This is a genomic window from Rhodococcus sp. ZPP (assembly GCF_017656075.1).
Taxonomy (GTDB): Bacteria; Actinomycetota; Actinomycetes; order Mycobacteriales; family Mycobacteriaceae; genus Rhodococcus_F; species Rhodococcus_F oxybenzonivorans.
In genome coordinates this window covers 3,306,491-3,329,531 of record NZ_CP058638.1, presented here as the reverse complement: position 1 = coordinate 3,329,531, position 23,041 = coordinate 3,306,491, and the positions used below count along the sequence as shown (strand labels likewise).

Annotated in this window: 20 protein-coding genes; 11 read left to right on the top strand and 9 right to left on the bottom strand. The window is 66.8% G+C overall.

Annotated features, from left to right (window positions below):
- Positions 1–37: 37 nt before the first annotated feature.
- Positions 38–895, bottom strand: a complete 858-nt coding sequence (locus HYG77_RS15825) for a glycoprotein (protein WP_244461337.1) — start codon at positions 893–895, stop codon at positions 38–40.
- A 314-nt stretch (positions 896–1,209) separates the two neighbouring features.
- A complete protein-coding gene (locus tag HYG77_RS15820) occupies positions 1,210–2,232 on the bottom strand; it encodes an FAD-dependent monooxygenase (RefSeq protein WP_208963218.1) in 1,023 nt (340 codons plus the stop codon).
- A gap of 56 nt (positions 2,233–2,288) precedes the next feature.
- Here HYG77_RS15820 and HYG77_RS15815 point away from each other — a divergent pair, with 56 nt between their 5' ends.
- The 5 genes from HYG77_RS15815 (at position 2,289) to HYG77_RS15795 (ending at position 10,753) form a co-directional block, all read left to right on the top strand.
- Positions 2,289–2,837 (top strand): TetR family transcriptional regulator, encoded by a 549-nt coding sequence (locus HYG77_RS15815; RefSeq protein ID WP_109325416.1) that lies wholly within the window; start codon positions 2,289–2,291, stop codon positions 2,835–2,837.
- 306 nt (positions 2,838–3,143) lie between these two features.
- Positions 3,144–7,742 (top strand): glutamate synthase large subunit, encoded by a 4,599-nt coding sequence (gene gltB / locus HYG77_RS15810; protein ID WP_109325418.1) that lies wholly within the window; start codon positions 3,144–3,146, stop codon positions 7,740–7,742.
- Positions 7,735–9,186 carry a glutamate synthase subunit beta gene (locus HYG77_RS15805; protein WP_109325420.1) on the top strand — a complete coding sequence of 484 codons (1,452 nt, stop codon included), beginning with the start codon at positions 7,735–7,737 and terminating at the stop codon, positions 9,184–9,186. The genes gltB and HYG77_RS15805 overlap by 8 nt, the downstream gene beginning before the upstream one ends.
- A 184-nt stretch (positions 9,187–9,370) precedes the next feature.
- Positions 9,371–10,285 (top strand): cutinase family protein, encoded by a 915-nt coding sequence (locus tag HYG77_RS15800; protein WP_109325422.1) that lies wholly within the window; start codon positions 9,371–9,373, stop codon positions 10,283–10,285.
- Between the two features lie 33 nt (positions 10,286–10,318).
- On the top strand, positions 10,319–10,753 hold the full coding sequence (locus HYG77_RS15795) for a thioesterase family protein (protein WP_109325424.1): 435 nt from the start codon (positions 10,319–10,321) through the stop codon (positions 10,751–10,753).
- A gap of 74 nt (positions 10,754–10,827) precedes the next feature.
- On the opposite strand, the gene HYG77_RS15790 is transcribed toward HYG77_RS15795, so the two are convergent.
- The gene (locus tag HYG77_RS15790; RefSeq protein WP_208963217.1) at positions 10,828–11,736 is read right to left on the bottom strand and encodes an SDR family NAD(P)-dependent oxidoreductase; all 909 of its coding nucleotides are present in this window, start codon (positions 11,734–11,736) and stop codon (positions 10,828–10,830) included.
- A 31-nt stretch (positions 11,737–11,767) separates the two neighbouring features.
- On the opposite strand from HYG77_RS15790, the gene HYG77_RS15785 reads away from it, so the two are divergent.
- The 3 genes from HYG77_RS15785 to HYG77_RS15775 all read left to right on the top strand — a co-directional run bounded on the left by HYG77_RS15785 (position 11,768) and on the right by HYG77_RS15775 (position 13,329).
- A complete protein-coding gene (locus HYG77_RS15785) occupies positions 11,768–12,265 on the top strand; it encodes a hypothetical protein (protein ID WP_109325434.1) in 498 nt (165 codons plus the stop codon).
- 61 nt (positions 12,266–12,326) lie between these two features.
- Positions 12,327–12,620 carry a putative quinol monooxygenase gene (locus HYG77_RS15780; RefSeq protein ID WP_109325438.1) on the top strand — a complete coding sequence of 98 codons (294 nt, stop codon included), beginning with the start codon at positions 12,327–12,329 and terminating at the stop codon, positions 12,618–12,620.
- 10 nt (positions 12,621–12,630) lie between these two features.
- Positions 12,631–13,329 (top strand): dienelactone hydrolase family protein, encoded by a 699-nt coding sequence (locus HYG77_RS15775; protein ID WP_208963216.1) that lies wholly within the window; start codon positions 12,631–12,633, stop codon positions 13,327–13,329.
- Here HYG77_RS15775 and HYG77_RS15770 read toward each other — a convergent pair.
- On the bottom strand, positions 13,307–13,876 hold the full coding sequence (locus tag HYG77_RS15770; RefSeq protein ID WP_208963398.1) for a dihydrofolate reductase family protein: 570 nt from the start codon (positions 13,874–13,876) through the stop codon (positions 13,307–13,309). The genes HYG77_RS15775 and HYG77_RS15770 overlap by 23 nt on opposite strands.
- A 37-nt stretch (positions 13,877–13,913) precedes the next feature.
- Between HYG77_RS15770 and HYG77_RS15765 the strand changes: the two genes are divergently transcribed.
- Entirely contained in the window at positions 13,914–14,438 is a 525-nt protein-coding gene (locus HYG77_RS15765) for a class I SAM-dependent methyltransferase (protein ID WP_208963215.1), read from the top strand.
- A gap of 58 nt (positions 14,439–14,496) precedes the next feature.
- A complete protein-coding gene (locus tag HYG77_RS15760; RefSeq protein ID WP_208963214.1) occupies positions 14,497–15,855 on the top strand; it encodes an Hsp70 family protein in 1,359 nt (452 codons plus the stop codon).
- A gap of 38 nt (positions 15,856–15,893) precedes the next feature.
- Here HYG77_RS15760 and HYG77_RS15755 read toward each other — a convergent pair whose 3' ends face one another.
- Genes HYG77_RS15755 through lysX form a run of 4 tightly spaced genes read right to left on the bottom strand, consistent with a single transcriptional unit; the run spans position 15,894 to position 21,344 of the window.
- Positions 15,894–16,493 (bottom strand): histidine phosphatase family protein, encoded by a 600-nt coding sequence (locus HYG77_RS15755; protein WP_109325447.1) that lies wholly within the window; start codon positions 16,491–16,493, stop codon positions 15,894–15,896.
- A 5-nt stretch (positions 16,494–16,498) separates the two neighbouring features.
- On the bottom strand, positions 16,499–17,317 hold the full coding sequence (locus HYG77_RS15750; protein ID WP_208963397.1) for an alpha/beta hydrolase: 819 nt from the start codon (positions 17,315–17,317) through the stop codon (positions 16,499–16,501).
- A 14-nt stretch (positions 17,318–17,331) separates the two neighbouring features.
- On the bottom strand, positions 17,332–18,012 hold the full coding sequence (locus HYG77_RS15745; RefSeq protein WP_208963213.1) for a DUF998 domain-containing protein: 681 nt from the start codon (positions 18,010–18,012) through the stop codon (positions 17,332–17,334).
- Complete coding sequence (gene lysX / locus HYG77_RS15740) at positions 18,009–21,344, bottom strand: bifunctional lysylphosphatidylglycerol synthetase/lysine--tRNA ligase LysX (protein WP_208963212.1); 3,336 nt, start codon at positions 21,342–21,344, stop codon at positions 18,009–18,011. Before lysX ends, HYG77_RS15745 begins: the two co-directional genes overlap by 4 nt.
- Before the next feature lie 110 nt (positions 21,345–21,454).
- On the opposite strand from lysX, the gene HYG77_RS15735 reads away from it, so the two are divergent.
- The gene (locus tag HYG77_RS15735) at positions 21,455–21,682 is read left to right on the top strand and encodes an RNA-binding S4 domain-containing protein (RefSeq protein ID WP_109325455.1); all 228 of its coding nucleotides are present in this window, start codon (positions 21,455–21,457) and stop codon (positions 21,680–21,682) included.
- Here the strand turns inward: HYG77_RS15735 and HYG77_RS15730 are convergent.
- On the bottom strand, positions 21,673–23,034 hold the full coding sequence (locus HYG77_RS15730) for a dipeptidase (RefSeq protein WP_208963211.1): 1,362 nt from the start codon (positions 23,032–23,034) through the stop codon (positions 21,673–21,675). The two genes, HYG77_RS15735 and HYG77_RS15730, sit on opposite strands and share 10 nt — an antisense overlap.
- Positions 23,035–23,041 lie beyond the last annotated feature (7 nt).

The following is a 23,041-nucleotide window of genomic DNA, read 5'->3' as shown; positions in this document are numbered from 1 at the left end:
CCGGCCCTGTAGCCGGCGCCGCCCGGACGATCACCGATCAAACGTGGAGCGTTGCCTGGCTGCGCACGTTGACGCCACCGATCGTGACGGCACTCGGCCCGCTGTCCGTCGACTGCAGCTGCGGTAGCTGCGGTGCCGGCAGGGCGGCGACCGCGTCGACGAACGAGCCGAAGGCCGGGTACCGGTCTGCTGCATCCGAGATGGCGGCAGCACTAGGTGTGACGTCGACCGGCGCAGACCAGTTGATCGGATGCTCGGCCTGGGAATCCGCGACGAACGCCGACACGGCGGCGGCGGTGGGGGAGGAGGGGTCGATCGCGATGCCCGCGGTGCCGGTGGCGTCACCGATGCGCCAGCCGACGGTGCCGGCGTATCCCTCGGGATTGCCGTACTGGCGACCGTTGACAGCAACCGGAAGGGCACCGATCAGGGTGTCGGCGGCGGCGTTCACCTCGACCACCGGCTTGGGCACGGGCAGCGTCGGGGCGACGGGTGCCTGATCGGTTCTCGGCATGTCGTCCGGATCGATCCACACCGCAGCGGGCTGGGCAGGGGCCGCCTCGACGGCATCCGGGGCGGCGGGCGGCGGGGTGTCACCGCTCGCTGCCGGGCCGGGGGTGGCCGCGTCGCCTCCGGGTACGGCGAGAGGCGCCTGCGGGGGCGCGGGTGTCGTCGGGGCTGCGGGGCCCGTGACGCCGGGCTGTGACGTCGTGGGCGGCGCGGCCGGATTCGTCACTCCCGGCTGGGACGTGGTGGGTGGCGTCGACCGGTCGGTGACGCCGGGCTGCGACGTCGACGGGGCGGTGCTCGGAGCGGCGTGTGCGGTCGCGGCGCCGAGCACTGCTGCAGCGGATACCGATAGTGCGGCTGCCACTGCGTGCATGCGGATCTTCACGTGGATACTCCTGATGTCGAGTGAAAGTGGATGCAGGCAGGTGCCGCATCCGAAGAGCAGAGATCGATGCAGATCAGGGGTACCGCGAATGGAAAAGGTGCACGCCGGCGGCAGGACAGTACGCCCCCGCTGCAGAGAAAGGTTTCACCACCGACGAGGTGGATCTGGTATTCCCCCGATGAAGATTTTCGGTTCTGCCGACCGCATTACTGCAGCCGTCGTCCACCGCCCCCATGACCGCCCCCGGTTCGTCTCGTCCCCCTATTGCGGGAAAGTACCAGATGGGCAGGCATTGCTGCGCACCCGGATTCTCGTCAGGCCAGGGCCGCGGCCAGTTTCATCGTCCGATCGCGGACCGGACGCAGATGCCTGGTCATCGCGATCGACGCCATGGCACGTGATCCGAGAACCAGTCGCTGCGTCACCCGACGGCGTGCGCGGTCATACTGTCGCAGCGACTCGCGAATATCGTTCTGCGAGGCCAGGAATCGTCCGAGCGTGACCGCGTCGACGAGGGCCTCGCATGCGCCACGTCCGAGATTGGGGGCCATCGCGTGGGCGGCGTCGCCGATCAGCGCCGTGTGGCCCGACACATACGAGGGCAGGGCGGGTGACTCGTAGAGGTCGTGATGAAGCAGGGCGTCGGGGGTGATCGCATCGAGGACGGCCCGGACGTCGGCGTGCCAGCCCCCGAACCGCCACCGCAGGTAGTCGAGTCCGTCCTCGGATCCGGCGTCGGTGCGGACGCACGCGAACCAGTTGACGAGGTTGCCCTCGCGCGGTGTGATTCCGAAAAGCGCTCCGGCGTCCCAGGTTTCGCTCACCGTGTCGCGCCGTCCGGGCACCCATCCCCGCCACGCGGTGGCGCCCGTGTAGACGGGCTCGAATCCGTCGCCGAACAAGCGACGCCGGGTGGCGCTGCGTAGGCCGTCCGCGCCGATCACGACGTCGTAGTCGGAGAGGGCGTCCGCGGGAGGGGCCGGGGTGCCGAACGAGACCATCCCCTCGGGCAACGATGTGGCGAGCTCGGCAAGGAGGGCAGGCCGCGACAGCAGGTAGGCGGTGCGCGCGGAGCTGTCGACGGTGCCGATGACGGACCCGTCCGGTCGCAGGAACGACCCTCGATGCTGCGGAGATCCGAGAGCGCGGACCCGGTCGCCGAGTCCGATCGTGTCGAGCGCGTCGACGGCCTGGGGCCACATGCCGAGGGCGGTACCCGACGTCGGAAGGTCCGCGGAGCGCTCGAAGACCTCGACGTGCCAGCCGGCGCGGAACAGGAAACGGGCGATGGCGAGGCCGCCGATGCCGCCGCCGAGGACTGCTGCCGAGTGCGTCATGGCCTCAACGCTACTACGCCTGTAGTGGGAATTACTACGGCTGTAGTGTGGAGTGCATGACAGGGAGGCGAGAACAGCTGCTCGACGCAGCTATCGACGTGCTCGGCCGGAAGGGGGCGCGCGCCCTCACTCATCGAGCGGTCGACGAATCGGCGGGGATGCCGCAGGGCTCCACCTCCAACTACTTCCGCACCCGCGGCGCCCTCCTCGAGGGAATGGTCACCCGTCTCGCGGCACGTGACGTAGACGACTGGGAGAAATTTGCGGACCTCCGGCCGGACGGGATGGAGGCGCTGGTGGAGGCCCTGGCCGCGTTCACCCGGTACGCTGCGGGACCCGACCGGATCCGCTCGAGCGCCCGCTACGCCCTTTTCATGGAGGCCTCGGCGGTCCCGGCCCTCGGGGAGATCATCGGCTCTGCTCGCGCCGGACTCGTAGAATGGGGCGCGAGCATGCTGGACCTCGCCGGATCGAGGAATCCAGCAGCCGACGCAGTGGTTGTCACCGACTATCTGGATGGAGTGATCCTGCATCAGCTGACCGTTCCCGACCCCGATTTCGACCCGACTCCAGGAATCACAGCAGTACTCGGCGCACTCACTTAATATGTACTGGACGTTCTCGGCCGAGGTCTGCCCTCGAGAAAAGGCCTGTTCACGGGATGAATAGGCCAACCTAAGTTGTGTTTCTTCGGGGGGTCTGAATTATCGTTTTCGTTACACGTTGGACCCACGAAAGTCCGACCCGACCGAAAAGCCACGTCGCCTGGTGCGAGGACCACACCCAGCGTGCTGCAAAGGGCGATAGCCGATCGGTGGTGCCGATCACATCCTGACGGTACTTGCATTGCAAGGTGATGGCCATCAGCGCTGCTGGTCGTCGGTGCATCTTTTGGCATACGAAGGCTAGGTATGAAGCAACTTCCAGGCCCCCAGGGGCTGTACCACCCGGCGAACGAGCACGACTCCTGTGGCGTCGCGTTCGTCGTGGACATGAAGGGTCGCCGCAGCAGGGACATCGTCGAGAAGGCGATCACCGCTCTGGTCAACCTCGAGCACCGTGGTGCCGCGGGCTCCGAACCCAATACGGGTGACGGCGCCGGCATCCTGATCCAGGTTCCGGATGCGTTCTTCCGCGCTGTGGTCGACTTCCCGCTGCCCGCCGCGGGCACCTATGCCACGGGCATCGCATTCCTGCCGCAGAGTAAGGCCGACGCGCAGCGTGCATCCGACGCCGTCGAGAAGATCGTCGAGAGTGAGGGCCTGAAGGTCCTCGGCTGGCGCGAGGTCGCGACCGACGACTCGTCGCTCGGCGCCCTGGCACGCGACGCGATGCCGACGTTCCGGCAGATCTTCATCGGCAGCGAAGGTGACTCCCTCACCGGTCTGGACCTCGAGCGCAGGGCGTACGTCGTCCGCAAGCGCACCGAGCACGAGCTGGGTAGTGAAGGCGCCGGCAAGGACGGGCCGGGTCGCGAGACCGTCTACTTCCCGAGCCTGTCGAGCCAGACGTTCGTCTACAAGGGCATGCTCACCACCCCGCAGCTCAAGGGTTTCTACCTCGACCTGCAGGACGAGCGTGTGGAGTCGGCGCTCGGGCTGGTCCACTCCCGCTTCTCCACCAACACGTTCCCGTCGTGGCCGCTGGCTCACCCGTTCCGGCGCGTCGCGCACAACGGTGAGATCAACACCGTCACCGGCAACGAGAACTGGATGCGTGCCCGCGAGGCGCTCATCGACAGCGACGTCTTCGGTGGTCGCGAAAACCTCGAGAAGATCTTCCCGGTCTGCACCAACGGGGCCAGCGACACCGCGCGCTTCGACGAGGTGCTCGAGATGCTGCACCTCGGTGGTCGTAGCCTTCCGCACGCGGTCCTGATGATGATCCCCGAGGCGTGGGAGCATCACGAGAGCATGGACCCCGAGCGTCGGGCGTTCTACCAGTACCACTCCACGCTCATGGAGCCGTGGGACGGCCCGGCGTCCGTCTGCTTCACCGACGGCACCGTCATCGGCGCGGTCCTCGACCGCAACGGGCTGCGTCCCTCGCGGCTGTGGGTCACCGAGGACGGCCTGGTCGTCATGGCCTCCGAGGTCGGCGTTCTGCCGATCGATCCGGCCACGGTCGTGAAGAAGATCCGGCTCCAGCCCGGCCGCATGTTCCTGGTCGACACCGACCAGGGCCGCATCATCAGCGACGACGAAATCAAGTCGGAGCTTGCCGCCGAGCACCCGTACCAGGAATGGCTCGACCAGGGCCTGACCCATATGGACGACCTGCCGGAGCGCCCGTACACCTACATGTCGCACGAGCGTGTGGTGCTGCGTCAGCAGATGTTCGGGTTCACCAACGAAGAGGTCAACGTCCTCGTCAAGCCGATGGCGGCTTCCGGTGCGGAAGCACTCGGCTCGATGGGTACGGACACCCCGATCGCGGTGCTGTCCTCCCGTTCGCGGATGCTCTTCGACTACTTCTCGCAGCTCTTCGCGCAGGTCACCAACCCGCCGCTCGATGCCATCCGCGAGGAGGTCGTCACCAGCCTCGGCGGAACGATCGGCCCCGAGCACGATCTGCTGCACCCCACGGCGGAGTCCTGCAGGCAGATCTACTTGCCGCAGCCGATCCTGCACAACGACGATCTGTCGAAGCTCATCCACGTCAACGACGACGGCGGATTCCCGAGCTTCCGCAGCGTCATCGTCCGCGGTCTGTACCCGGTGGCCGAGGGCGGTGCGGGTCTGCGCAAGGCGCTCGACGACGTTCGCTACCAGGTCTCCGAGGCCATCGCCGGTGGTGCGCGCCTCATCGTCCTGTCCGACCGTGAGTCGAACGAGACGTACGCACCCATCCCGTCGCTCCTGCTGACGTCGGCCGTGCACCACCACCTGGTGCGCGAGAAGACCCGCACCAAGGTCGGTCTCGTCGTGGAATCGGGCGACGCCCGCGAGGTGCACCACATGGCGCTCCTCATCGGCTTCGGTGCAGCGGCCGTCAACCCGTACATGGCGTTCGAGACGGTCGACGAGCTGTTCCGCGGCAACGAACTGCAGGGACTGAGCCTCGACAAGGCCATCCAGAACTACATCAAGGCCGCGGGCAAGGGTGTGCTCAAGGTGATGTCCAAGATGGGCATCTCGACCCTCGCCTCGTACACCGGTGCTCAGCTGTTCCAGGTGATCGGCCTGTCGCAGGATTTGGTGGACGAGTACTTCACGGGCCTGAACTCGAGCCTCGGCGGTATCGGTCTCGACGAGATCGCCGCCGACGTCGCGGTCCGGCACTCCAACGCGTACCTCGACCGCCCCGAAGAGCGCGCGCACCGCGAGCTCGAGGTGGGCGGCGAGTACCAGTGGCGTCGTGAGGGCGAATACCACCTGTTCAACCCGGACACGGTGTTCAAGCTCCAGCACTCCACGCGCACCGGACAGTACGAGGTGTTCAAGGAGTACACGAAGCTGGTCGACGACCAGTCCGAGCGCCTCGCAGCGCTGCGCGGCCTCTTCGAGTTCAAGAAGGGTGTGCGCGAGCCCGTCCCGCTGGACGAGGTCGAGCCGGCCACCGAGATCGTCAAGCGCTTCTCGACCGGTGCGATGAGCTACGGCTCCATCTCCGCCGAGGCGCACGAGACCCTGGCCATCGCCATGAACCGCCTCGGTGGCCGTTCCAACTCCGGTGAGGGCGGCGAGCATCCGTCGCGCTTCGAGCCGGACGAGAACGGTGACTGGCGCCGGTCCGCGATCAAGCAGGTCGCGTCGGGACGCTTCGGCGTCACGTCGCACTACCTGACCAACTGCTCCGACATCCAGATCAAGATGGCGCAGGGAGCCAAGCCCGGTGAGGGCGGCCAGCTGCCGGCGCACAAGGTGTACCCGTGGGTGGCCGAGGTCCGGCACTCCACACCCGGTGTCGGCCTGATCTCGCCGCCCCCGCACCACGACATCTACTCGATCGAGGATCTCGCACAGCTGATCCACGACCTGAAGAACGCGAACCCGCAGGCGCGGGTGCACGTCAAGCTGGTGTCCGAGGTGGGTGTCGGCACGGTCGCCGCGGGTGTCTCGAAGGCGCACGCGGATGTCGTCCTGATTTCCGGTCACGACGGTGGCACCGGTGCCACCCCACTGACCTCGGTCAAGCACGCCGGCGCTCCGTGGGAGCTCGGCCTCGCCGAGACCCAGCAGACGTTGCTGCTCAACGGCCTGCGCGACCGCATCGTGGTGCAGGTCGACGGACAGCTCAAGACCGGCCGTGACGTCATGGTCGCCGCGCTGCTCGGCGGCGAGGAGTTCGGTTTCGCGACCGCTCCGCTGGTGGTGTCGGGCTGCATCATGATGCGGGTCTGCCACCTCGACACCTGCCCTGTCGGTGTCGCGACGCAGAACCCGGTGCTGCGCAAGCGGTTCAACGGCAAGCCGGAGTTCGTGGAGAATTTCTTCCTCTTCATCGCTGAAGAGGTCCGCGAACTCATGGCCGAGCTCGGCTTCCGGACACTCGACGAGGCCGTCGGCCAGGTCGACGTGCTCGACACCACCAAGGCGCTCGAGCACTGGAAGGGCAGCAAGGCCGGCAATCTCGACCTGTCGCCGATCCTGCACCAGGCCGAGTCCGCGTTCATGGATCAGGACCTATACTGCACAGGTACCCAGGACCACGGCCTCGACAAGGCGCTCGATCAGCAGCTGATCGCCCAGAGCCGCGATGCTCTCGACAAGGGCGCCAAGGTGTCGTTCGAGTCGCCGATCACCAACGTCAACCGGACGGTCGGCACCATGCTGGGCCATGAGGTGACCAAGGCGTACGGCGGTGAGGGCCTTCCCGACAACACGATCGACATCACGTTCACCGGCTCGGCCGGTAACAGCTTCGGTGCTTTCGTGCCCAAGGGTATGACCCTGCGGCTGCATGGCGACGCCAACGACTTCGTCGGCAAGGGTCTGTCGGGTGGACGCATCGTGGTCCGTCCTCCGCTGGAAACCGCGGCCGGGTTCGTCGCCGAGGACAACATCATCGGCGGCAACGTGATCCTGTTCGGCGCGACCAGCGGTGAGGCTTTGCTGCGCGGTGTCGTGGGTGAGCGGTTCGCGGTACGTAACTCCGGTGCCACTGCGGTGGTCGAGGGAGTCGGCGACCACGGCTGCGAGTACATGACGGGCGGCAAGGTCGTCATCCTCGGCGCGACGGGACGCAACTTCGGCGCCGGCATGTCCGGTGGCGTGGCCTACGTCTTCAACCCCGACAAGGCGTTCGAGGACAACCTCAACACCGAACTGGTAGACCTCGAGGATCTGACGGGTGACGACTTCACCTGGCTGAAAGCCGCTATCGAGCGTCACCGCGACGAAACCGGTTCGGAGGTTGCCGCGCGCATCCTGTCCGACTGGTCACAGCAGGTCAATCACTTCGCAAAGGTGATGCCCCGCGATTACAAGAAGGTGCTCTTGGCCATCGAGGCCGCGAAGAAGGATGGAAAGAACGTGGACGAGGCAGTAATGGAGGCAGCTCGTGGCTGATCCAAGCGGCTTTCTGAAGCACCCGTCACGCGAACTGCCCGTTCGCCGTCCGGTGCCGTTGCGTCTGCTCGACTGGAACGAGGTGTACGAGGAGTTCCCGAAGGAAAACCTCCGCACCCAGGCGAGCCGGTGCATGGACTGCGGTATTCCGTTCTGCCACAACGGCTGCCCCCTCGGGAATCTGATTCCCGAGTGGAACGACCTGGTGTACCGGGACCGTTGGCACGACGGCATCGAGCGGCTGCACGCCACCAACAACTTCCCGGAATTCACCGGGCGGCTGTGCCCCGCACCCTGTGAGGCGTCGTGCGTCCTGGGCATCAACCAGGATCCGGTCACCATCAAGCAGGTCGAGGTCGAGATCATCGATCACGCATTCGACGAGGGCTGGGTCACGCCGGTGCATCCCACCCGGTCGACGGGCAAGAGGGTGGCGGTCGTCGGTTCCGGTCCTGCGGGTCTGGCTGCAGCGCAGCAGCTGACGCGTGCCGGTCACCTGGTCACCGTGTTCGAGCGTGCCGACCGTATCGGCGGTCTCCTCCGCTACGGCATCCCCGAGTTCAAGATGGAGAAGCGCCACATCGACCGCCGTCTGGATCAGATGGAGGCCGAGGGCACCGTCTTCAAGACGAATGTGAACGTGGGCGTCGACATCTCCGCCGACGAGCTGCGCGAGCAGTTCGACGCCGTGGTGCTGGCGGGCGGTGCCACCGCGGCTCGTGACCTGCCGATTCCCGGGCGCGAACTGGACGGCATCCATCAGGCGATGGAGTACCTGCCCATCGCCAACCGTGTGCAGTTGGGCGACCTCGAAGAGCCCACCATCACCGCCGAGGGCAAGAAAGTTGTCATCATCGGCGGCGGCGACACCGGCGCGGACTGCCTGGGCACCTCACACCGTCAGGGTGCGGTCAGTGTTCACCAGTTCGAGATCATGCCGCGTCCGCCCGAGACCAGGGCCGAGCAAACCCCGTGGCCGACGTACCCGCTGATGTACCGGGTCGCGTCCGCGCACGAGGAAGGCGGCGAGCGCCTGTTCTCCGTCAACACCGAGAAGTTCGTCGGTGTCGACGGCAAGGTGACGGCGCTGCACGCCCACGAGGTCGAGATGAAGTCGGGCCGCTTCGAGAAGGTGGAGGGCTCGGATTTCGAGCTCGAGGCCGATCTCGTGCTGTTGGCCATGGGCTTCGTCGGCCCCGAAAAGCCGGGACTGCTTACCGATCTCGGTGTCGACCTCAACGAGCGCGGCAACGTCGCCCGCTCTGCGAAGTGGGCCACCAACGTCGACGGCGTCTTCGTGGCCGGCGACATGGGACGTGGACAGTCGCTCATCGTGTGGGCCATTGCCGAGGGTCGCTCCGCCGCTGCGGCGGTCGACGCCTACCTCGAGGGTGAGACGGCCCTGCCGTCTCCGGTCGAGACCACCAGCGCACCCCAGCGCTAGTTCAGTTCGTTATCCACCAGCACCCCGGCGTTATATTTTTCGCCGGGGTGCTGGTTTCGGGTGCGCCGGTCGGTTTTGCTCGGTAACGTTCATTTACCGATCGTGCATCTTCAGGTCACGTCGGCCTGGCAGCATCCCGTCTGCAGGTCGACGAAGGGGAGAAGAAGAGTTGAGGGCCATGGCAATGAAACGGGTTATCGCAACTTTGACCGCAACGGCTGCAGCGGTGGCCATTCCGGTGGTCTCGGGCGTGGTCGGCACCAGCGCGGTAGCGAACGCAGACCCGTGCCCGAGCCTGTACGTGGTGGCGATTCCGGGAACGTGGGAAACGTCCACCAAGGAGAATGTCCGGCCCACCCCCGGCCTGCTGTCTGCGGTCACGAACGGGTTACCGTCGAATATCCGCACCGACTATGTGACCTACGCCGCCACTGCCTTCCCGTGGGAAGGCGATGTGTACGGGCGCTCGAAGGCTCAGGCGGTAGACAACGCCCGCGGGATGCTCGTCAACATGTCTCAGCAATGCGCCGGAACCAAGCTTGCGCTCATCGGTTACAGCCAAGGCGCTGATGCTGCGGGTGACCTCGCGGCCGAGATCGGCACGGGCCTCGGCGCGGTGCCTGCCGACAAGATCGCTGCCGTCGGGCTCGTGTCCGATCCCCGTCGTTCGCCCACCGACGCGCTGGTCGGTCCTCCCGTCGCCGGTGGGGGCGCCGGCGGACCTCGCATCGGCGGTTTCGGCTGGGTCAGCCAGAACACCCGAACCTTCTGCGCATACGGCGACCTGTACTGCTCCACCCCGAAGGAAGACTTCGTGACCCGGCTCGCCGGTTTCCTCGCGCAGACGTCGGACCCGTCGCCGTCGCTGCTCGGCCGGTACCAGGCGGAGGCCGAAGCCATTTGGCGTGACCTCCTCGACGCCGGTGGTGTCCCCACCCTGATGGCTCAGTTGGACGAATCGGCCAACCAGAGGCGGATCGACGAGCTCGAGCAGTTCTACAAGTCGCAGGCCCACCAGGATTACACGCGGTACGCGGTCGACGGTGCCGGGACGTCGGCCACCAACTGGCTCAGGAACTGGTTGCGCGACGTGGCGTAGGTCGGACCGGGCGCGGCAGGAGAAGATGATCCGATGACGGACACTCCTGCCGCGCCCGGTTACGACGCTTTCGTCACCGTTCGGTGGTCCGATATGGACGCCTTTCAGCACATCAACCACGCCAGGATGGTGACGTTGCTCGAAGAGGCGAGGATCGACTGGTTGCTCAGTGAGGGCGCCGAGAATTCGTCTCTCATCACCAGTGCGTTCATCGCCGACATACACGTCAAGTACCGGGCTCAGCTCACACACTCGGAGAGTCCGTTGCGGATCACCATGTGGATCGCGAAGCACCGGGCCGTCGACTTCACCATCGGTTACGAGGTCCGGGGTGCGCGCGCCGGTCGTACCGATCCGCCCGCCGTCACCGCCACCACCCAGATGGCCGTTGCCGACGTCGACGCGCAGCGGTTGCGGCGTATCACTCCCACCGAGCGCGAGTACCTCACCCGCTGGTCCCGTGCGTGACAGTCCAGAGCGCGAGTGCCCACTGGGCGTTACGCGCGGCGGCGTGACCGTGTGGGAACCGCATCACGTGACGATCAGCCCAAGTCGAAACGCGCACCGAGTCGCATGCTGCCGGGCGCCAGTCGGCTCAACGCGCGGCCGAACTTGGCCTCGGGGGTGACCGGGACGACGGCCCTGTTCGACCTGACGGCTTTCAGGATCTGCGTGGCCACCCGATCGGGTGTGAATCCACGCTTGCGATAGAACGTGTCGGATCGGGACCGCATCTCTTCTTGTTTCTCGGGGGTGGTCCCGGCGAAGTCGGTGTTTTTGACGATGTTGGTGTGGACGATGCCGGGGCAGATGGTGCTGACGCCGATGCCGTGGTCCACCAGTTCGGCGCGGAGACAATCCGAGAGCATGTAGACGGCAGCCTTGCTGGTGGCGTAGGCGGTGAGTCGCTTCTGCGGGGTGAAGGCCGCCGCCGAGGACAGATTGACGATGTGTCCGCCCGTTCCGCGCTCGATCATCTGCTCCGCGAAGACCCGGCAGCCGTACACGACTCCCCAGAAGTTGACGTCCATCACGCGCTCGAATTCGCTCTGCGGCGTCGCGGTGAAAGTGCCGGAGTAGCCGATCCCCGCATTGTTGACCACGACGTCGGGGGTGCCGTGCTGTGACTGCACCTCCTCGGCGAACCGCCGCACCTCCTCTTCCACCGCCACATTCACCCGGTAGGCATGCGAGCCACCACCGAAGATCGCGACGGCGCCGCCCCCCTTCATCTGCGCCGAATTGATGAGGTCCGCTGTGTGCTGCGCCGATTCGAGGTCGAGGTCACCGACCACGACCACCGCACCCTCGGCGGCGAACGCGAGTGCGGTTTCGCGGCCGATTCCGCTACCGCCCCCGGTGACGACGACGAGCATGCCGTCGAGATCACGCAGTCGACGGTGCTTTCGCGAACCGGTACGCCAACCCTTGACCTCACTGAGAAGACTCATGGAACCATCTTGTCCGAGTACCGTCGATCGTGTGCTGATCTGGTACGTCAGTTATGGGTCGAACATGGCGACGACTCGCCTCGCCTGCTACCTGCGCGGTGGTTGCCCGCCCGGCGGCAACCACTCTCATCGCGGTGCGCGGGACACGAGCGAACCTCGCGAATCGATCCCGGTCGTGATCCCCGGCTCGGTGTTCTTCGCGGGGGAGTCGCGCATTTGGGGCGGCGGCCGCGCTTTCTACGATCCGGATGCGCCCGGGACGGTCGCGGCCCGCGCCTTCCTCGTGACGCAGGAACAGTTCGAGGACATTCACGCCCAGGAACCAGCCTGTTACGACCGGCTGGTTCCTCTGGGAACTCGCGACGGCATCGTCATGTGCACGTTCACCACCCGCGCTCGGGGTGACGTGGTCACCCGGAACGCGCCGGCCCCCGCCTACCTCGCGACCATTGCGGACGGGCTTCGTGAGGGTCACGGCTGGGATGATCCGCGCGTCGAGGATTATCTGACGCGGCTCCGGGTTTCCTAGCAACCACAAGTGTGCTTACGTGATACGGGCCACATCCGGTGGCCGTCACGAAAGGAAGCCGATGTCCGATCTGCATGTCGTAGCGACCATTCCTGCCAAGCCGGGCTCCGAGGACACGGTGCGAGACGGCCTGTCCTCCCTCGCGGCGGAGAGCCGCAAGGAGGAGGGCTGCGTCTCGTACGAGTTGTTCGAATCTGCCGCGCAGCCCGGGACCTTCGTCACCGTCGAGGTGTGGGCGAACCAGGAGGCCGTCGACGCGCATATGAAGTCGCCGCACTTCCAGTCCGCGGTCGCGGTTTTCGGTGAGCATCTCGCGGGTGCACCCGCAATCCATCCGCTGAAGCCGGTGTCCTAGAGTCCGTTCGGTGACCACACCCCTGACCAGTGTTGTTCCCGAAGGCGGTAGTCGTGGAGGCGTCATCGTCATCCAGGAGGCCTTCGGGATCACACAACACATCGTCGACGTCTGCTCCCGATTCGCCGACGCCGGTTACCACGCTGTGGCGCCCCATCTGTTCCACCGGGCCGGCGACCCGGTGCTCGGCTATGACGACCTGAAAACGGCCATGCCGCTGCTGGGCACGCTCACGTCGGCACAGATCGACGAGGACGTCGATGCCGCTGTCACCGCTCTGTCGGATGCCGGGATCGGCGCGGGGAGCACGGCGATCGTCGGATTCTGCATGGGCGGCACGGTCGCGTTCCACACCGCGGCGCGCCTGAAACTCGGCGCCGCGGTGAGCTTCTACGGTGGTGGCGTCGAGAAGGGACGGTTCGGTTACTCCTCGCAGATCGAGGCCGCTGGACAGTTGTCGACTCCCTGGCTGGGGCTGTTCGGTGACCGTGACGCGGGGATTCCGTCCGAACAGGTCGAAGAGTTGCGGAACGCACTGTCGCAGGTACCGGTGGACACGGAGATCGTGCGGTACCCCGACGCCGAGCACGGATTCAACTGCAACGACCGCCCGGCCGTCTACAACGAGGCAGCCGCCCGGGACGCATGGTCGCGGACAGTCGACTGGTTCGGCACCCACCTACAGGTCAGCAGCGGCGGAATCGGCTGACCGTGGCCCCGCTCGGGTAGCCCTTCCGGTCGGCGAGCTCGAAGGCCGTCGGCTCGAAGTCGGTGTCGAACATGGGCGTTCCGCGACCGGCCACCACCGGATATTGCTTGATCACCAGCTCGTCGATCTCCGGAAGCAGAGCGCCCGCAAGCTTTCCGCCTCCAGCGAGCCAGACACCGAGTGTGCTGTCCTCGGCCTTGAGCTGCCGGACCTTTGCGAGGGGGTCGGTAATCACTTCGACGGCGGGGTCGGAACTGGCGCCGAGCGTGCGTGAGACGACGTACTGGCGCAGGTGCGCGTACGGACTGGTGATTCCGGCTGCGAGCGCCGGCTCGTAGGTCGAACGGCCCTGGATCACGGTGTCGAAATGCTTGTTGGCCCCGTCGACTGCGAACTGCGCCCGTAGGTGTGTCGGAATCGTTTCCGGGTAATCCTGCGCCATGAAACCGATGATGTCGTCGAGCATCGGAAAGAAGCCGACGTCGCCGTCCGGGGCGGCGATGAAACCGTCGATGGTAATGCCGACGAAGTAGGTGAGTGCGCGCATCATGTCCTTACTGTGGTAGCCGTCGAAGGGTGGTCAGATGGCAGTTCCGAACATCCCTGCCCGGATCCGTTGTGCCGTCGAGCGGTTGAGGGTGGATCCGTCCGATCGGATCCTAGAGGTGGGCTGCGGACCCGGCGTGGCAGTTTCTCTCGTGGCCGACAAACTTCTCGACGGGCGGATCACGGCAATCGACCGGTCCGCCACCGCGATAGCACGAGCTCAGCAGCGTAGCGAGGCCCTGTCGGCGCGCGGCAGAGTGGAACTCCAGAAGACCGAACTGGCCGGATTCCGCTGCGCCGATGCGTCGTTCGACAAGGCCTTCGCTGTCAACGTCAATGCCTTCTGGACACACGACGCGACCGAAGAGGTCCGGATTCTATGGGAAGCCCTGCGCCCCGGCGGCATCCTGCACCTCGTCTACGACGGCACCGAAGCGATGCACGACGACGCGAAGTCGCAACGCATCGTGAACGCTGTGACCCAGGTTCTGCGGCGAAAGGGGTTCGAGGTGAGTGCAGACACGGGAAACCCGCTGTGCATCACCGGGAAGAGGCCGGCCTGACCTGCGAACACCCCTCTACCTCAGCGCGGCTCGTGACCGAACCGTTATAGTCGGTCTCATGACTTCGGTTCTGGGTGTGTCGGTCGGTGCCAGCGCTGTGCGCGTCGCGTGCCGTGACGCAGCCGACTCGGTTGACGCGACCGGGCCGATCTTCCGCTCGACGGCGGTAGCCGCAACCCTCGAACGGCCAGAGGACGTGGCTGCCGAATCCATCGGAACTGCCCTGGGAGACGGCGAAGACCTGGGCGAGGTACAGGCCATCGGCGTGGCCTACCAGGACGAGGCCCAGGCCGACGCCGTCGAGGCCGCCTTGGCCCGCGAACACATCGGCAACGTCCATCTCGTGCCTGAAGTGACCGCCGCACTCGAGATGCTCGAAATGTCGGGTAACCTCGAAAACCATTCGACGCTGGTGTTCTACGACCTCGGCAGTTCCGGACTCACCGTTACCGTCGTCGAGCGCTCCACCGGGACGGTCCTCGACAGTGCCCGCACGGACGAGATCAGCGGTGACCTCGTCGACCGCCTGATTCGCGACCAGCAACTCGAACTGCAGAAGATCGCGCAGCCCGCCGACCAAGCTGCCGCTCTCGAACTCGACGCCCGGTGTCGCCTCGCGAAGGAGCAGCTCTCCAGCACAGGCGCGGTGTGCGTGCCTGGTGACGGGGGGCTGCTGCTGCTGTCGCAGGACACCTTCGAGTCGCTCATCCAGGGACCGGTAGAGACTTCCGCTCGGATCACTCGCGACGTGATCCACCGGTCCGGGCGTATGCCCGACGCCGCGGTCCTCATCGGTGGTGGCGCCTACATTCCGCTCGTCACCTCGGTGATGGAGTCGTGGCTGAAAATTCCGGTGATCGTTCCGGAGCAGCCAGAACTGGTGGCGGCCGAAGGTGCCGCCCTGTTGGCCCAGCAGGCACCCGCAGAGTCGGTCGCAATGCCCGAGCCCCCGAAATCCCGCCGCCGCGGCGCCGTCCTCGCCGGTGGGGCCCTCGCGGCGGTAGCGGCCCTCGGGCTCGTCCTCGGGGTGGGTGGCGACGTCTTGGAGGGGTCGGAAAAGGATCCGCAGCCGGACCCGACCGAGCCGGAAGCTCCGGCCCCAGTCATCGAGAACGCGACACCACCCGCAACGACGTCGGCCACGGCCGCCGACCTTCCGTCGCCCGTGCCGCCGCAGGTGGATACCGAAGCAGAGGCGTCTACGACGGGCGTTGCCCGAACCGAGGCCTACACCCCGTATGTGCAGCCCCCGACCGCCGCGCGGCCCGACAGCGGGACGCAAACCGATGTGAGCAGGAACGAGCCGGCACCGGCCCCGTCCCCACCGCCGCTCATCCCCGGCCTACCGCAGCTTCAGCTGCCTGTTCTCCCGCCGCCGGCCCCGCTACCCGAGCTACCGCGAATTCCGGGTCTCTAGTCGCCGAACGCCCGGTGGCCGAGCCTCACACGTCGCAACTAACGCCGCAGCATGTCCCGGACGTGGCCGGTCTCGTTCACCGAGGCCACCCGTCGCTCGCCGCTGCGCGAGACGAGGACGCGCGTAACCGAGACGTACTCGATGGGGAAGACGAGGGGACGGTCCAGGCCCAGCAGCTCCTGCAGGTACACGTTGATGACGCCGCCGTGGGCGAATATCGCGACGGTGTCGCGGTGGTCGGACTCCTGGACGACCCGGCCGAGCGCATCGAACACCCGTGTGCGGAAGGCGTCGGCGTCGATCCCCGCGGGAAGCTCGCCCGCGCGGATGCGGGCGTACGCTTCGGGCGCCCGCGCCTCGGCTTCGTGGAACGGGATGTAGTGGTCGAGGTCGTAGTCGTACTCAGCCAGCCCCTGGTCCTGTGTGACGCGAAGGTTGAGCGCCTCGGCGAGTGGCGCGGCCGTCTCCAGGGCGCGGCGCTGCGGGCTGCTCACGATCCGGGCGATGCGGTAGGGACCCAATGCGGCAGGCAGTCGCTTGGCCTGAGCCTGCCCGTCCTCGGTCAGGGCAGGATCGGCTCGTCCCTCGGACGTGGTCACGAGCTCCGGTAGCGCATGTCGGATCAATAGCAGTTGCACGACGATCAGCTTGCCAGTTCCCGGATCAGTGCCGCGACCTGGCCGGGTTGATCGATCATGGCGTGGTGACGGGCGGGTTGCACGACGCGGAAGGCGGCGCCGAGACGCTCGGCGAACTGTCGTTGGCGCCGAACCCACTCCCACCCCCACGGGGTCCGATGACCGGTGTGTGCGGCGGCCACGAGTATGGGGACGGGCATCGTGACGGCGGCGCGTAGGGCGGCAATCTCCTCGGCGAGGGCCGGATACGACGCGTTCTCGACCACCGACGACTCCAGATATGCGGGCTCGCGGTAGATGCGGGCCACCCACTGCCGAGTCTCGGACGTTATTCCACCCGGCGGCGTCGACTGGTTCAGCACTGCTCGAACGGTCGGACCCAGCAGTCGCTGCAGCCCGAGCCGGCTCGACGCGCGGGCCACCCACCGGCCGGTTGCCACCCGCCAACGGGTCGGAATGACGCGGTGGGGTCGCAGAGTGATGGTCGCGTCGAGCAGCATCACACCGCAGGTGCGCTGGGGAAACAGCCGAGCGAAGGCCTCGGCGTAGATACCGCCGAGCGAGTGCCCCACCACGACGGCCGGTGCAGTAGAGCCGAGCGCGTCGAGTACCGCGACGATCCTTTCCGCTTCACCGCGGGCCGTGGGTGGTGTGGATGAGGCGGGGCTGAGCCCGTACCCGGGTCGATCGATCCGTATGACGAGGCAAGAATCGGAAAGCAGTGCGGCGACGTCATCCCAGTCGAACCAGTTGCCGCCGAGACCGCCGTAGAGCACGACGGGGGGTCCGGCACCATCGACGACGACATGCACTCCCGCGACCATTTCCCCAGGACGTTTCACGTGGAACCATCATTTTCGCCGGTGACGTGAAGCACGCTGAGTGATACGAAGATCAGCCACCCGCTGAAAGCGAGCAGCTGCACACGCTGGCCCAGTCCCAGCCACACGTCGTGCTCGCCGCGAATCGCGGCAGCTGCCAACGTCCAGGCGGTGCCCACGACGACCACCGCCGACACTGCCGCCCCGGTCAGCGTCAACCAGCGCGGCCAACCGTAAAGACAGGCCGCCAGCGCGAAAGCGAGCGCCGACACCACACCGCCCGTCGACGCAGACGTACTGGTGACGGCATGCAGTTCATGCGACAGCGGCAACTGACCCGAATCCTCGCGGGCAGCGCAGAGGGGATCCGAGGTGACCGCACAGCTCATCGGCATCCGCGAATCGAGGGCGGTGGCGACCCCGAACACGCACAACGCGAACCACCCGATCGCGGTCGCCCACCCTTCCGAGTACCGCCACAGTCCGAGGACGCCCGCGACCGCGACGGTGCAACCCGCCACCAGGTCGCCCGTACGGAACAGGGCACCGTAACGCTGGTCGGTGGCCGCAAGTTCGCTCGCGAAACCGCGCAGCGGGTCGATCTCGGTGTCCACGACGAACTCCAGCAGCCACGACGAGTAGGCCACCGCTCCGACGATCAACAGGGCGGCCACAGCAACGCGGCCACGGGAGGTCACTGCTTCGGTTTGGCCAACGGAAAGGCGAGGGTCTCCCGGATACTGCCGCCGGTGATCAGCATGACCACGCGGTCGACGCCCACGCCGAGTCCTCCGGTCGGGGGCATGGCGTGTTCGAGCGACTGCAGGAAGTCTTCATCGAGTTCCATCGCCTCCTCGTCGCCGCCGGCGGCGAGCATCGACTGCTCGGTGAGGCGGTTCCGCTGGTCGACCGGGTCGGTGAGTTCGCTGTACGCGGTACCGAGTTCGACGCCCCACGCCACCAGGTCCCACTTGGCCGCGACTCCGGGAATGGTGGGATGCGGGCGCGTGAGCGGCGACATCGACGTCGGGAAGTTGGTGTAGAAGGTAGGGAACTCGGTGTAGTCCTCCACCAGGTGCTCGTACATCTCCTGGGCCACGGCCCCGGCGTCCCATGTCGACTGGTACGGAATGTCGTGATCGTCGCACAGCCGTTGCAGATCCACGAGCGGTGTCTCGGGCGAAACATCGACCCCGAGTTTCTCGGCCACGGCCTGATGCATCGTCTTCACGGGCCATTCCCCGGAGATGTCGATCTCCACCATGGTGCCGTCGGGTCCCGGGCGCATGATGACTTCCCGTCCGTGGGCCGCGATCGCCGCCGTTTGGATGAGCTGACGGCACAGCACCATCATCTTTTCGTAGTCGCTGTGCGCCTCGTATGCCTCGAGGATGGTGAATTCGGGATTGTGCTTGAAGTCGACACCCTCGTTGCGGAAGACCCGGCCGATTTCGAAGACCTTCTCCATCCCGGCGACGCAGAGCCGCTTGAGGTAGAGCTCCGGGGCGATCCGCAGGTACAGGTCCAGGTTGTAGGCGTTGATGTGCGTGAGGAAGGGCGCCGCGTTGGCGCCGCCGTGTACCTGCTGCAGGATCGGTGTCTCCACCTCCAGGAAGCCACGCTCACCCAGCGAATCACGCAACGACTTCACGACGGCGCTGCGGGCCTCGAGAAGCCGCCGGGCGTCGGTGTTGATCATCAGGTCCACGTATCGCTGGCGCACCCGGGTTTCCGGGTCAGACAGACCTTTCCACTTGTCGGGAAGCGGGTGCAGGCATTTACCGGTCATCCGCCATTCGTTCGCCAGTACCGACAGCGCTCCCCGGCGGCTGTAGCCGATGACACCGGCAACCTCGACGAGGTCGCCGAGGTCGAATTCGGCGGCGAACGCCCGGATGCGTTCGGTCCCCACCCGGGCTTCGTCGACGAGGACCTGGATGTCTCCGGACCAGTCCCGGACCGACGCGAACACCACACCGCCGTAGTCCCGCAGGCGGAGTACGCGACCGGCGATGCGGACGGTCGTTCCTTCGGGGGATTCCGCCGCGGCGGCCACCGTATGAGTGGGTGGATACGCGACCGGGTAGGGGTCGATTCCCTCCTGCGCGAGTGTCGCCAACTTGTCGAGCCGGACCCGAACCTGTTCGGGGCGTTTCGGTCCCAGACTCGCCGCCGGACTACCGTCACCGGGGGCGCTGCCGTCCGCGTGCAACCCCTCGGCGGCGACCAGACCCGCGGGCACGGCCGCGTGAGTTCCGGTGTGCTTGACGGCGTCGCCCGCTGTCGAACGCCCGAATCTCGGCAAGGTGACGAAGCCCTCGGCGATCGCCGACGCGAATCCGACGCGCAGCAATTCCCGGTTGTCCTCGAAGCACAGGTAGCGCGGGACCCATTCGGGTTGGTACTTCACGTTGGAACGGTAGAGGGCCTCGAGCTGCCACCACCGGGAGAAGAAGACGAGGATCGACCGCCAGATCCGCAGGATCGGCCCGGCACCGATGCGTGATCCCTCCTCGAACACCGACCGGAACACGGCGAAGTTCAGGGACACCTTGGTGATGCCGAATTGGTCGGAGTTGGTGGCCAGTTCGGTCACCATCAACTCCACGACTCCGTTGGGAGAGGTGGGTTTGCGACGCATCAGGTCGAGCGAGACTCCGGACGGACCCCACGGTACGAGGGACAGGATCCCGACGATGTCGTCGTCCGCATCGATGGCCTGCACCAGAAGGCAGTCACCGTCGAGGCGGTCACCGAGCCGTCCGAGGGCCATGGAGAAGCCGCGTTCGGTTTCGGTGTCGCGCCAGGCGTCGGCGAGCCGGATCGTTTCGGCCATCTCCTCGGCGGGAACGTCTCGGTGCCTGCGAATCCGCACCGTGACGCCTTGGCGCCGCACGCGGGTGACGGCCTGGCGTACCTGCCGCATGTCGCGCCCGCTGAGGTTGAACTCGCGGGTGCGGAGAATGGCCTCGTCGCCGAGTTGCAGCACGGTGAGACCGGCCTTGGCGTAGGCGGTCGCGCCGGATTCGCCCGCTCCCATGACGGCGGTGGCCCACCCGTATCGGGACGCGAGGGCCTGCCACGCCTCGATCGCATGGGGCCAGGCCTCGGGGTCGCCGATGGGGTCGCCGCTGGCGAGACAGACACCGATTTCCACCCGATAGGTGATCGCCGCTTTGCCGCTGGGAGCGAACACCACCGCCTTGTCGCGGCGTGTGGCGAAGTAACCGAGGGAGTCGTCGGCGCCGTACTGAAGCAGCAGTCCGCGCAGCGCCGACTCGTCGTTTCCGGTGAGGGCGTTGTGGGAGCGCTGGGCGCGGAACAAGGTCACCACGGCGGCCAGCAGGGCGGCGGCCCCGAACAAGCCGAGAAGGGTGTTGACGAAACCGTGTGGCCTGCCGGTGAACTGCTCGTTGTCGACGGCGGCGAGCGCGGTCACCCGGTTGAGGGACCACAGGAAGCGTTCCCCGGGTGGGAGGGTGCCGGGGAAGAGTTCGACCAGCCCCCACCCGACGAGTGTGCCCACGGTCAGGCCGACGACCAGGACGCCCAGGGCTTTCCACCCGGCGCCGCGGCGGACGCGGGTGTAGAACTCCGAACGGGCAGCGACCAGAATCCCGATCACTGCGAGTTGCACGGCGGCCGCGACTCCGGCGTTCCAATTGCGGTCGGTGATCGCGACCACGATGTTCGCCACCATGAACAGGCTCAGGTACAGCGTGAGCAACCACCAGGCGATGCGTTTGCGACTGGCGAGCGCGGCGGCGAGCAAACCCACCACCAGGGCCCAGGACAGGCTCGTGTCGGGAGCATCGAAGTAGTAGCTGTCTACGTACTCGCGCGGCACGTGCACGTAGTAGCGCAATACCGGCGAAAGACTCCACAGGAACACCAGCACCGAGAAGACACCCAGAATCAGTCCCGCGACGTGCGGAACCTGATGCAGGCGGCGGTTCGCGGAACCCGGGGCGGGACGGGCCCGCGGTGGGGCGGGGACAACCTCGGACGTGGTCTCGGTGCTAGCTGACATCGAGCGTTCCTTCCCGGCACGAGATGCGTACTGATCACTGCGGACAGGTGTGCTGTGTCCTAGTGTGATGCGTCGGACCGCTGTTCGTGGTGAAGAGGGAAGATAGAGGCATGTCCGACATTCATGAAGCCGTGCCGATCCGCGACGAATCCATTCGTCTGGGCCAGTTCCTCAAGCTCGCCAACCTCATCGAGTCGGGGGCCGAGGCCAAAGAGGTGATCGCTGACGGTCTGGTGTCGGTGAACGGCGAAGTCGAGGTCCGCCGCGGGCGGCAGCTTCGTGACGGTGACGTCGTCGCGATCGGGGGGATGACGGCGCAGGTGAGTTCTCAGGCCTGACGCCGGGCGGTGTCGGCCGCGAACCGCTGCAGGAACGTCGCTTCGGCGACGGCGAGTTTCTCGATCTCGCCGGGATCGACGCTCTCGTCGGGCGCGTGGATCCGGCTGCGCGGTTCCTCGACCCCGATGAGGGCGATCTCGGCGTTCGGGACCATGTCGGCCAAGACGTTGCACAAGGGGATCGAGCCGCCTTGCCCGACGGATCCCATCGGCTTGCCGAAGGCTTCTTCCATCGCCTTGCCGAGGGCGGCGTAGCCGGGGCCGTCGGTCGTTGCCCGGAACGGCGAGCCCACAGCTTCACGTTCCACCGTCACTCGCGCACCCCACGGCGCGGCGTTCTCGAGGTGCTTGACCAGGGCGTCCTGCGCTACCAGGGGATCCATTCCGGGCGGCACTCGCAGGTTCAGCCGGGCCGAAGCCCGGGGCGCGACGGCTGCAGCCGATCCGACCACCGGTGGGCAGTCGATGCCGAGCACGGTCAGCGCGGGTCTCGCCCACACCGCGTCGGCGACCGAGCCCGTGCCGGCGAGCCCGACCCCGTCCAAGACGCCGGCGTCGGCACGGAACCGCTCGGCGGGGTAGTCCACTCCTGTCCAGGTCTGGTCCGATGCGAGGCCGTCGACCACCGTGTTCCCGTCCCGGTCGCGCAGCGTCGACAGCATCTGGACGAGCGCAGCCACCGCGTCGGGGGCGGGACCACCGAACATCCCCGAATGGACTTCACCGGCCAGGGTTTCCACGTGCACGACGACGTTCGCTATTCCGCGCAGGGTGGTGGTGACGGTGGGATTTCCGGCTTCGGAATTGCCGGTGTCGCCGATGAGGATCATGTCGGCGTCGAACAACTCCGGCCGCGCTTCGACGAGATTCTCCAGCCCGCCGGTGCCCATTTCCTCGGAACCTTCGGCGACGATGCGGATCCCGACCGGGAAGGGGGTGCCGAGTGCCCGCAGCGCCAGTAGGTGCATGACGAGGTTGCCCTTGCAGTCCGCGGCGCCGCGCCCGTACCAGCGGCCGTCACGTTCGGTCAGTGTGAACGGCTCGCTGTGCCAAAGTGTCTCGTCGCCGGGCGGCTGAACATCGTAGTGGCAGTACAGCAGGACGGTGGGTGCGCCCGGAGGCGCCGGCTCGTGGCCCACCACGGCGAGGGATCCGTCGGATGTCTCCAGGAGATCGACGGACCCCACCCCGGCCCCGAGAAACGCGTCTCTCACCCATTCGGCCGCGCGGCGGCACTCCTCGGGCGGGAATTGCCGTGGATCGGCCACCGAACGCACGGCGACGAGCGCCGCCAGTTCGTTCCGGGCCGTGGGCATCAGCTCCGCGACCTTGGTACGAATGTCGTCCGACATCAACGCC

Bases quoted from the DNA above. Each gene is read 5' to 3' on its own strand.
- HYG77_RS15765 (WP_208963215.1), top strand. From the start codon at position 13,914: ATGGCAGTTCCGAACATCCCTGCCCGGATCCGTTGTGCCGTCGAGCGG.
- HYG77_RS15770 (WP_208963398.1), bottom strand. From the start codon at position 13,876: ATGCGCGCACTCACCTACTTCGTCGGCATTACCATCGACGGTTTCATC.
- HYG77_RS15820 (WP_208963218.1), bottom strand. From the start codon at position 2,232: ATGACGCACTCGGCAGCAGTCCTCGGCGGCGGCATCGGCGGCCTCGCC.
- HYG77_RS15795 (WP_109325424.1), top strand. From the start codon at position 10,319: ATGACGGACACTCCTGCCGCGCCCGGTTACGACGCTTTCGTCACCGTT.
- HYG77_RS15730 (WP_208963211.1), bottom strand. From the start codon at position 23,034: ATGTCGGACGACATTCGTACCAAGGTCGCGGAGCTGATGCCCACGGCC.
- HYG77_RS15735 (WP_109325455.1), top strand. From the start codon at position 21,455: ATGTCCGACATTCATGAAGCCGTGCCGATCCGCGACGAATCCATTCGT.
- HYG77_RS15800 (WP_109325422.1), top strand. From the start codon at position 9,371: ATGAAACGGGTTATCGCAACTTTGACCGCAACGGCTGCAGCGGTGGCC.
- HYG77_RS15780 (WP_109325438.1), top strand. From the start codon at position 12,327: ATGTCCGATCTGCATGTCGTAGCGACCATTCCTGCCAAGCCGGGCTCC.
- HYG77_RS15760 (WP_208963214.1), top strand. From the start codon at position 14,497: ATGACTTCGGTTCTGGGTGTGTCGGTCGGTGCCAGCGCTGTGCGCGTC.
- HYG77_RS15750 (WP_208963397.1), bottom strand. From the start codon at position 17,317: ATGGTCGCGGGAGTGCATGTCGTCGTCGATGGTGCCGGACCCCCCGTC.
- HYG77_RS15815 (WP_109325416.1), top strand. From the start codon at position 2,289: ATGACAGGGAGGCGAGAACAGCTGCTCGACGCAGCTATCGACGTGCTC.
- lysX (WP_208963212.1), bottom strand. From the start codon at position 21,344: ATGTCAGCTAGCACCGAGACCACGTCCGAGGTTGTCCCCGCCCCACCG.
- gltB (WP_109325418.1), top strand. From the start codon at position 3,144: ATGAAGCAACTTCCAGGCCCCCAGGGGCTGTACCACCCGGCGAACGAG.
- HYG77_RS15790 (WP_208963217.1), bottom strand. From the start codon at position 11,736: ATGAGTCTTCTCAGTGAGGTCAAGGGTTGGCGTACCGGTTCGCGAAAG.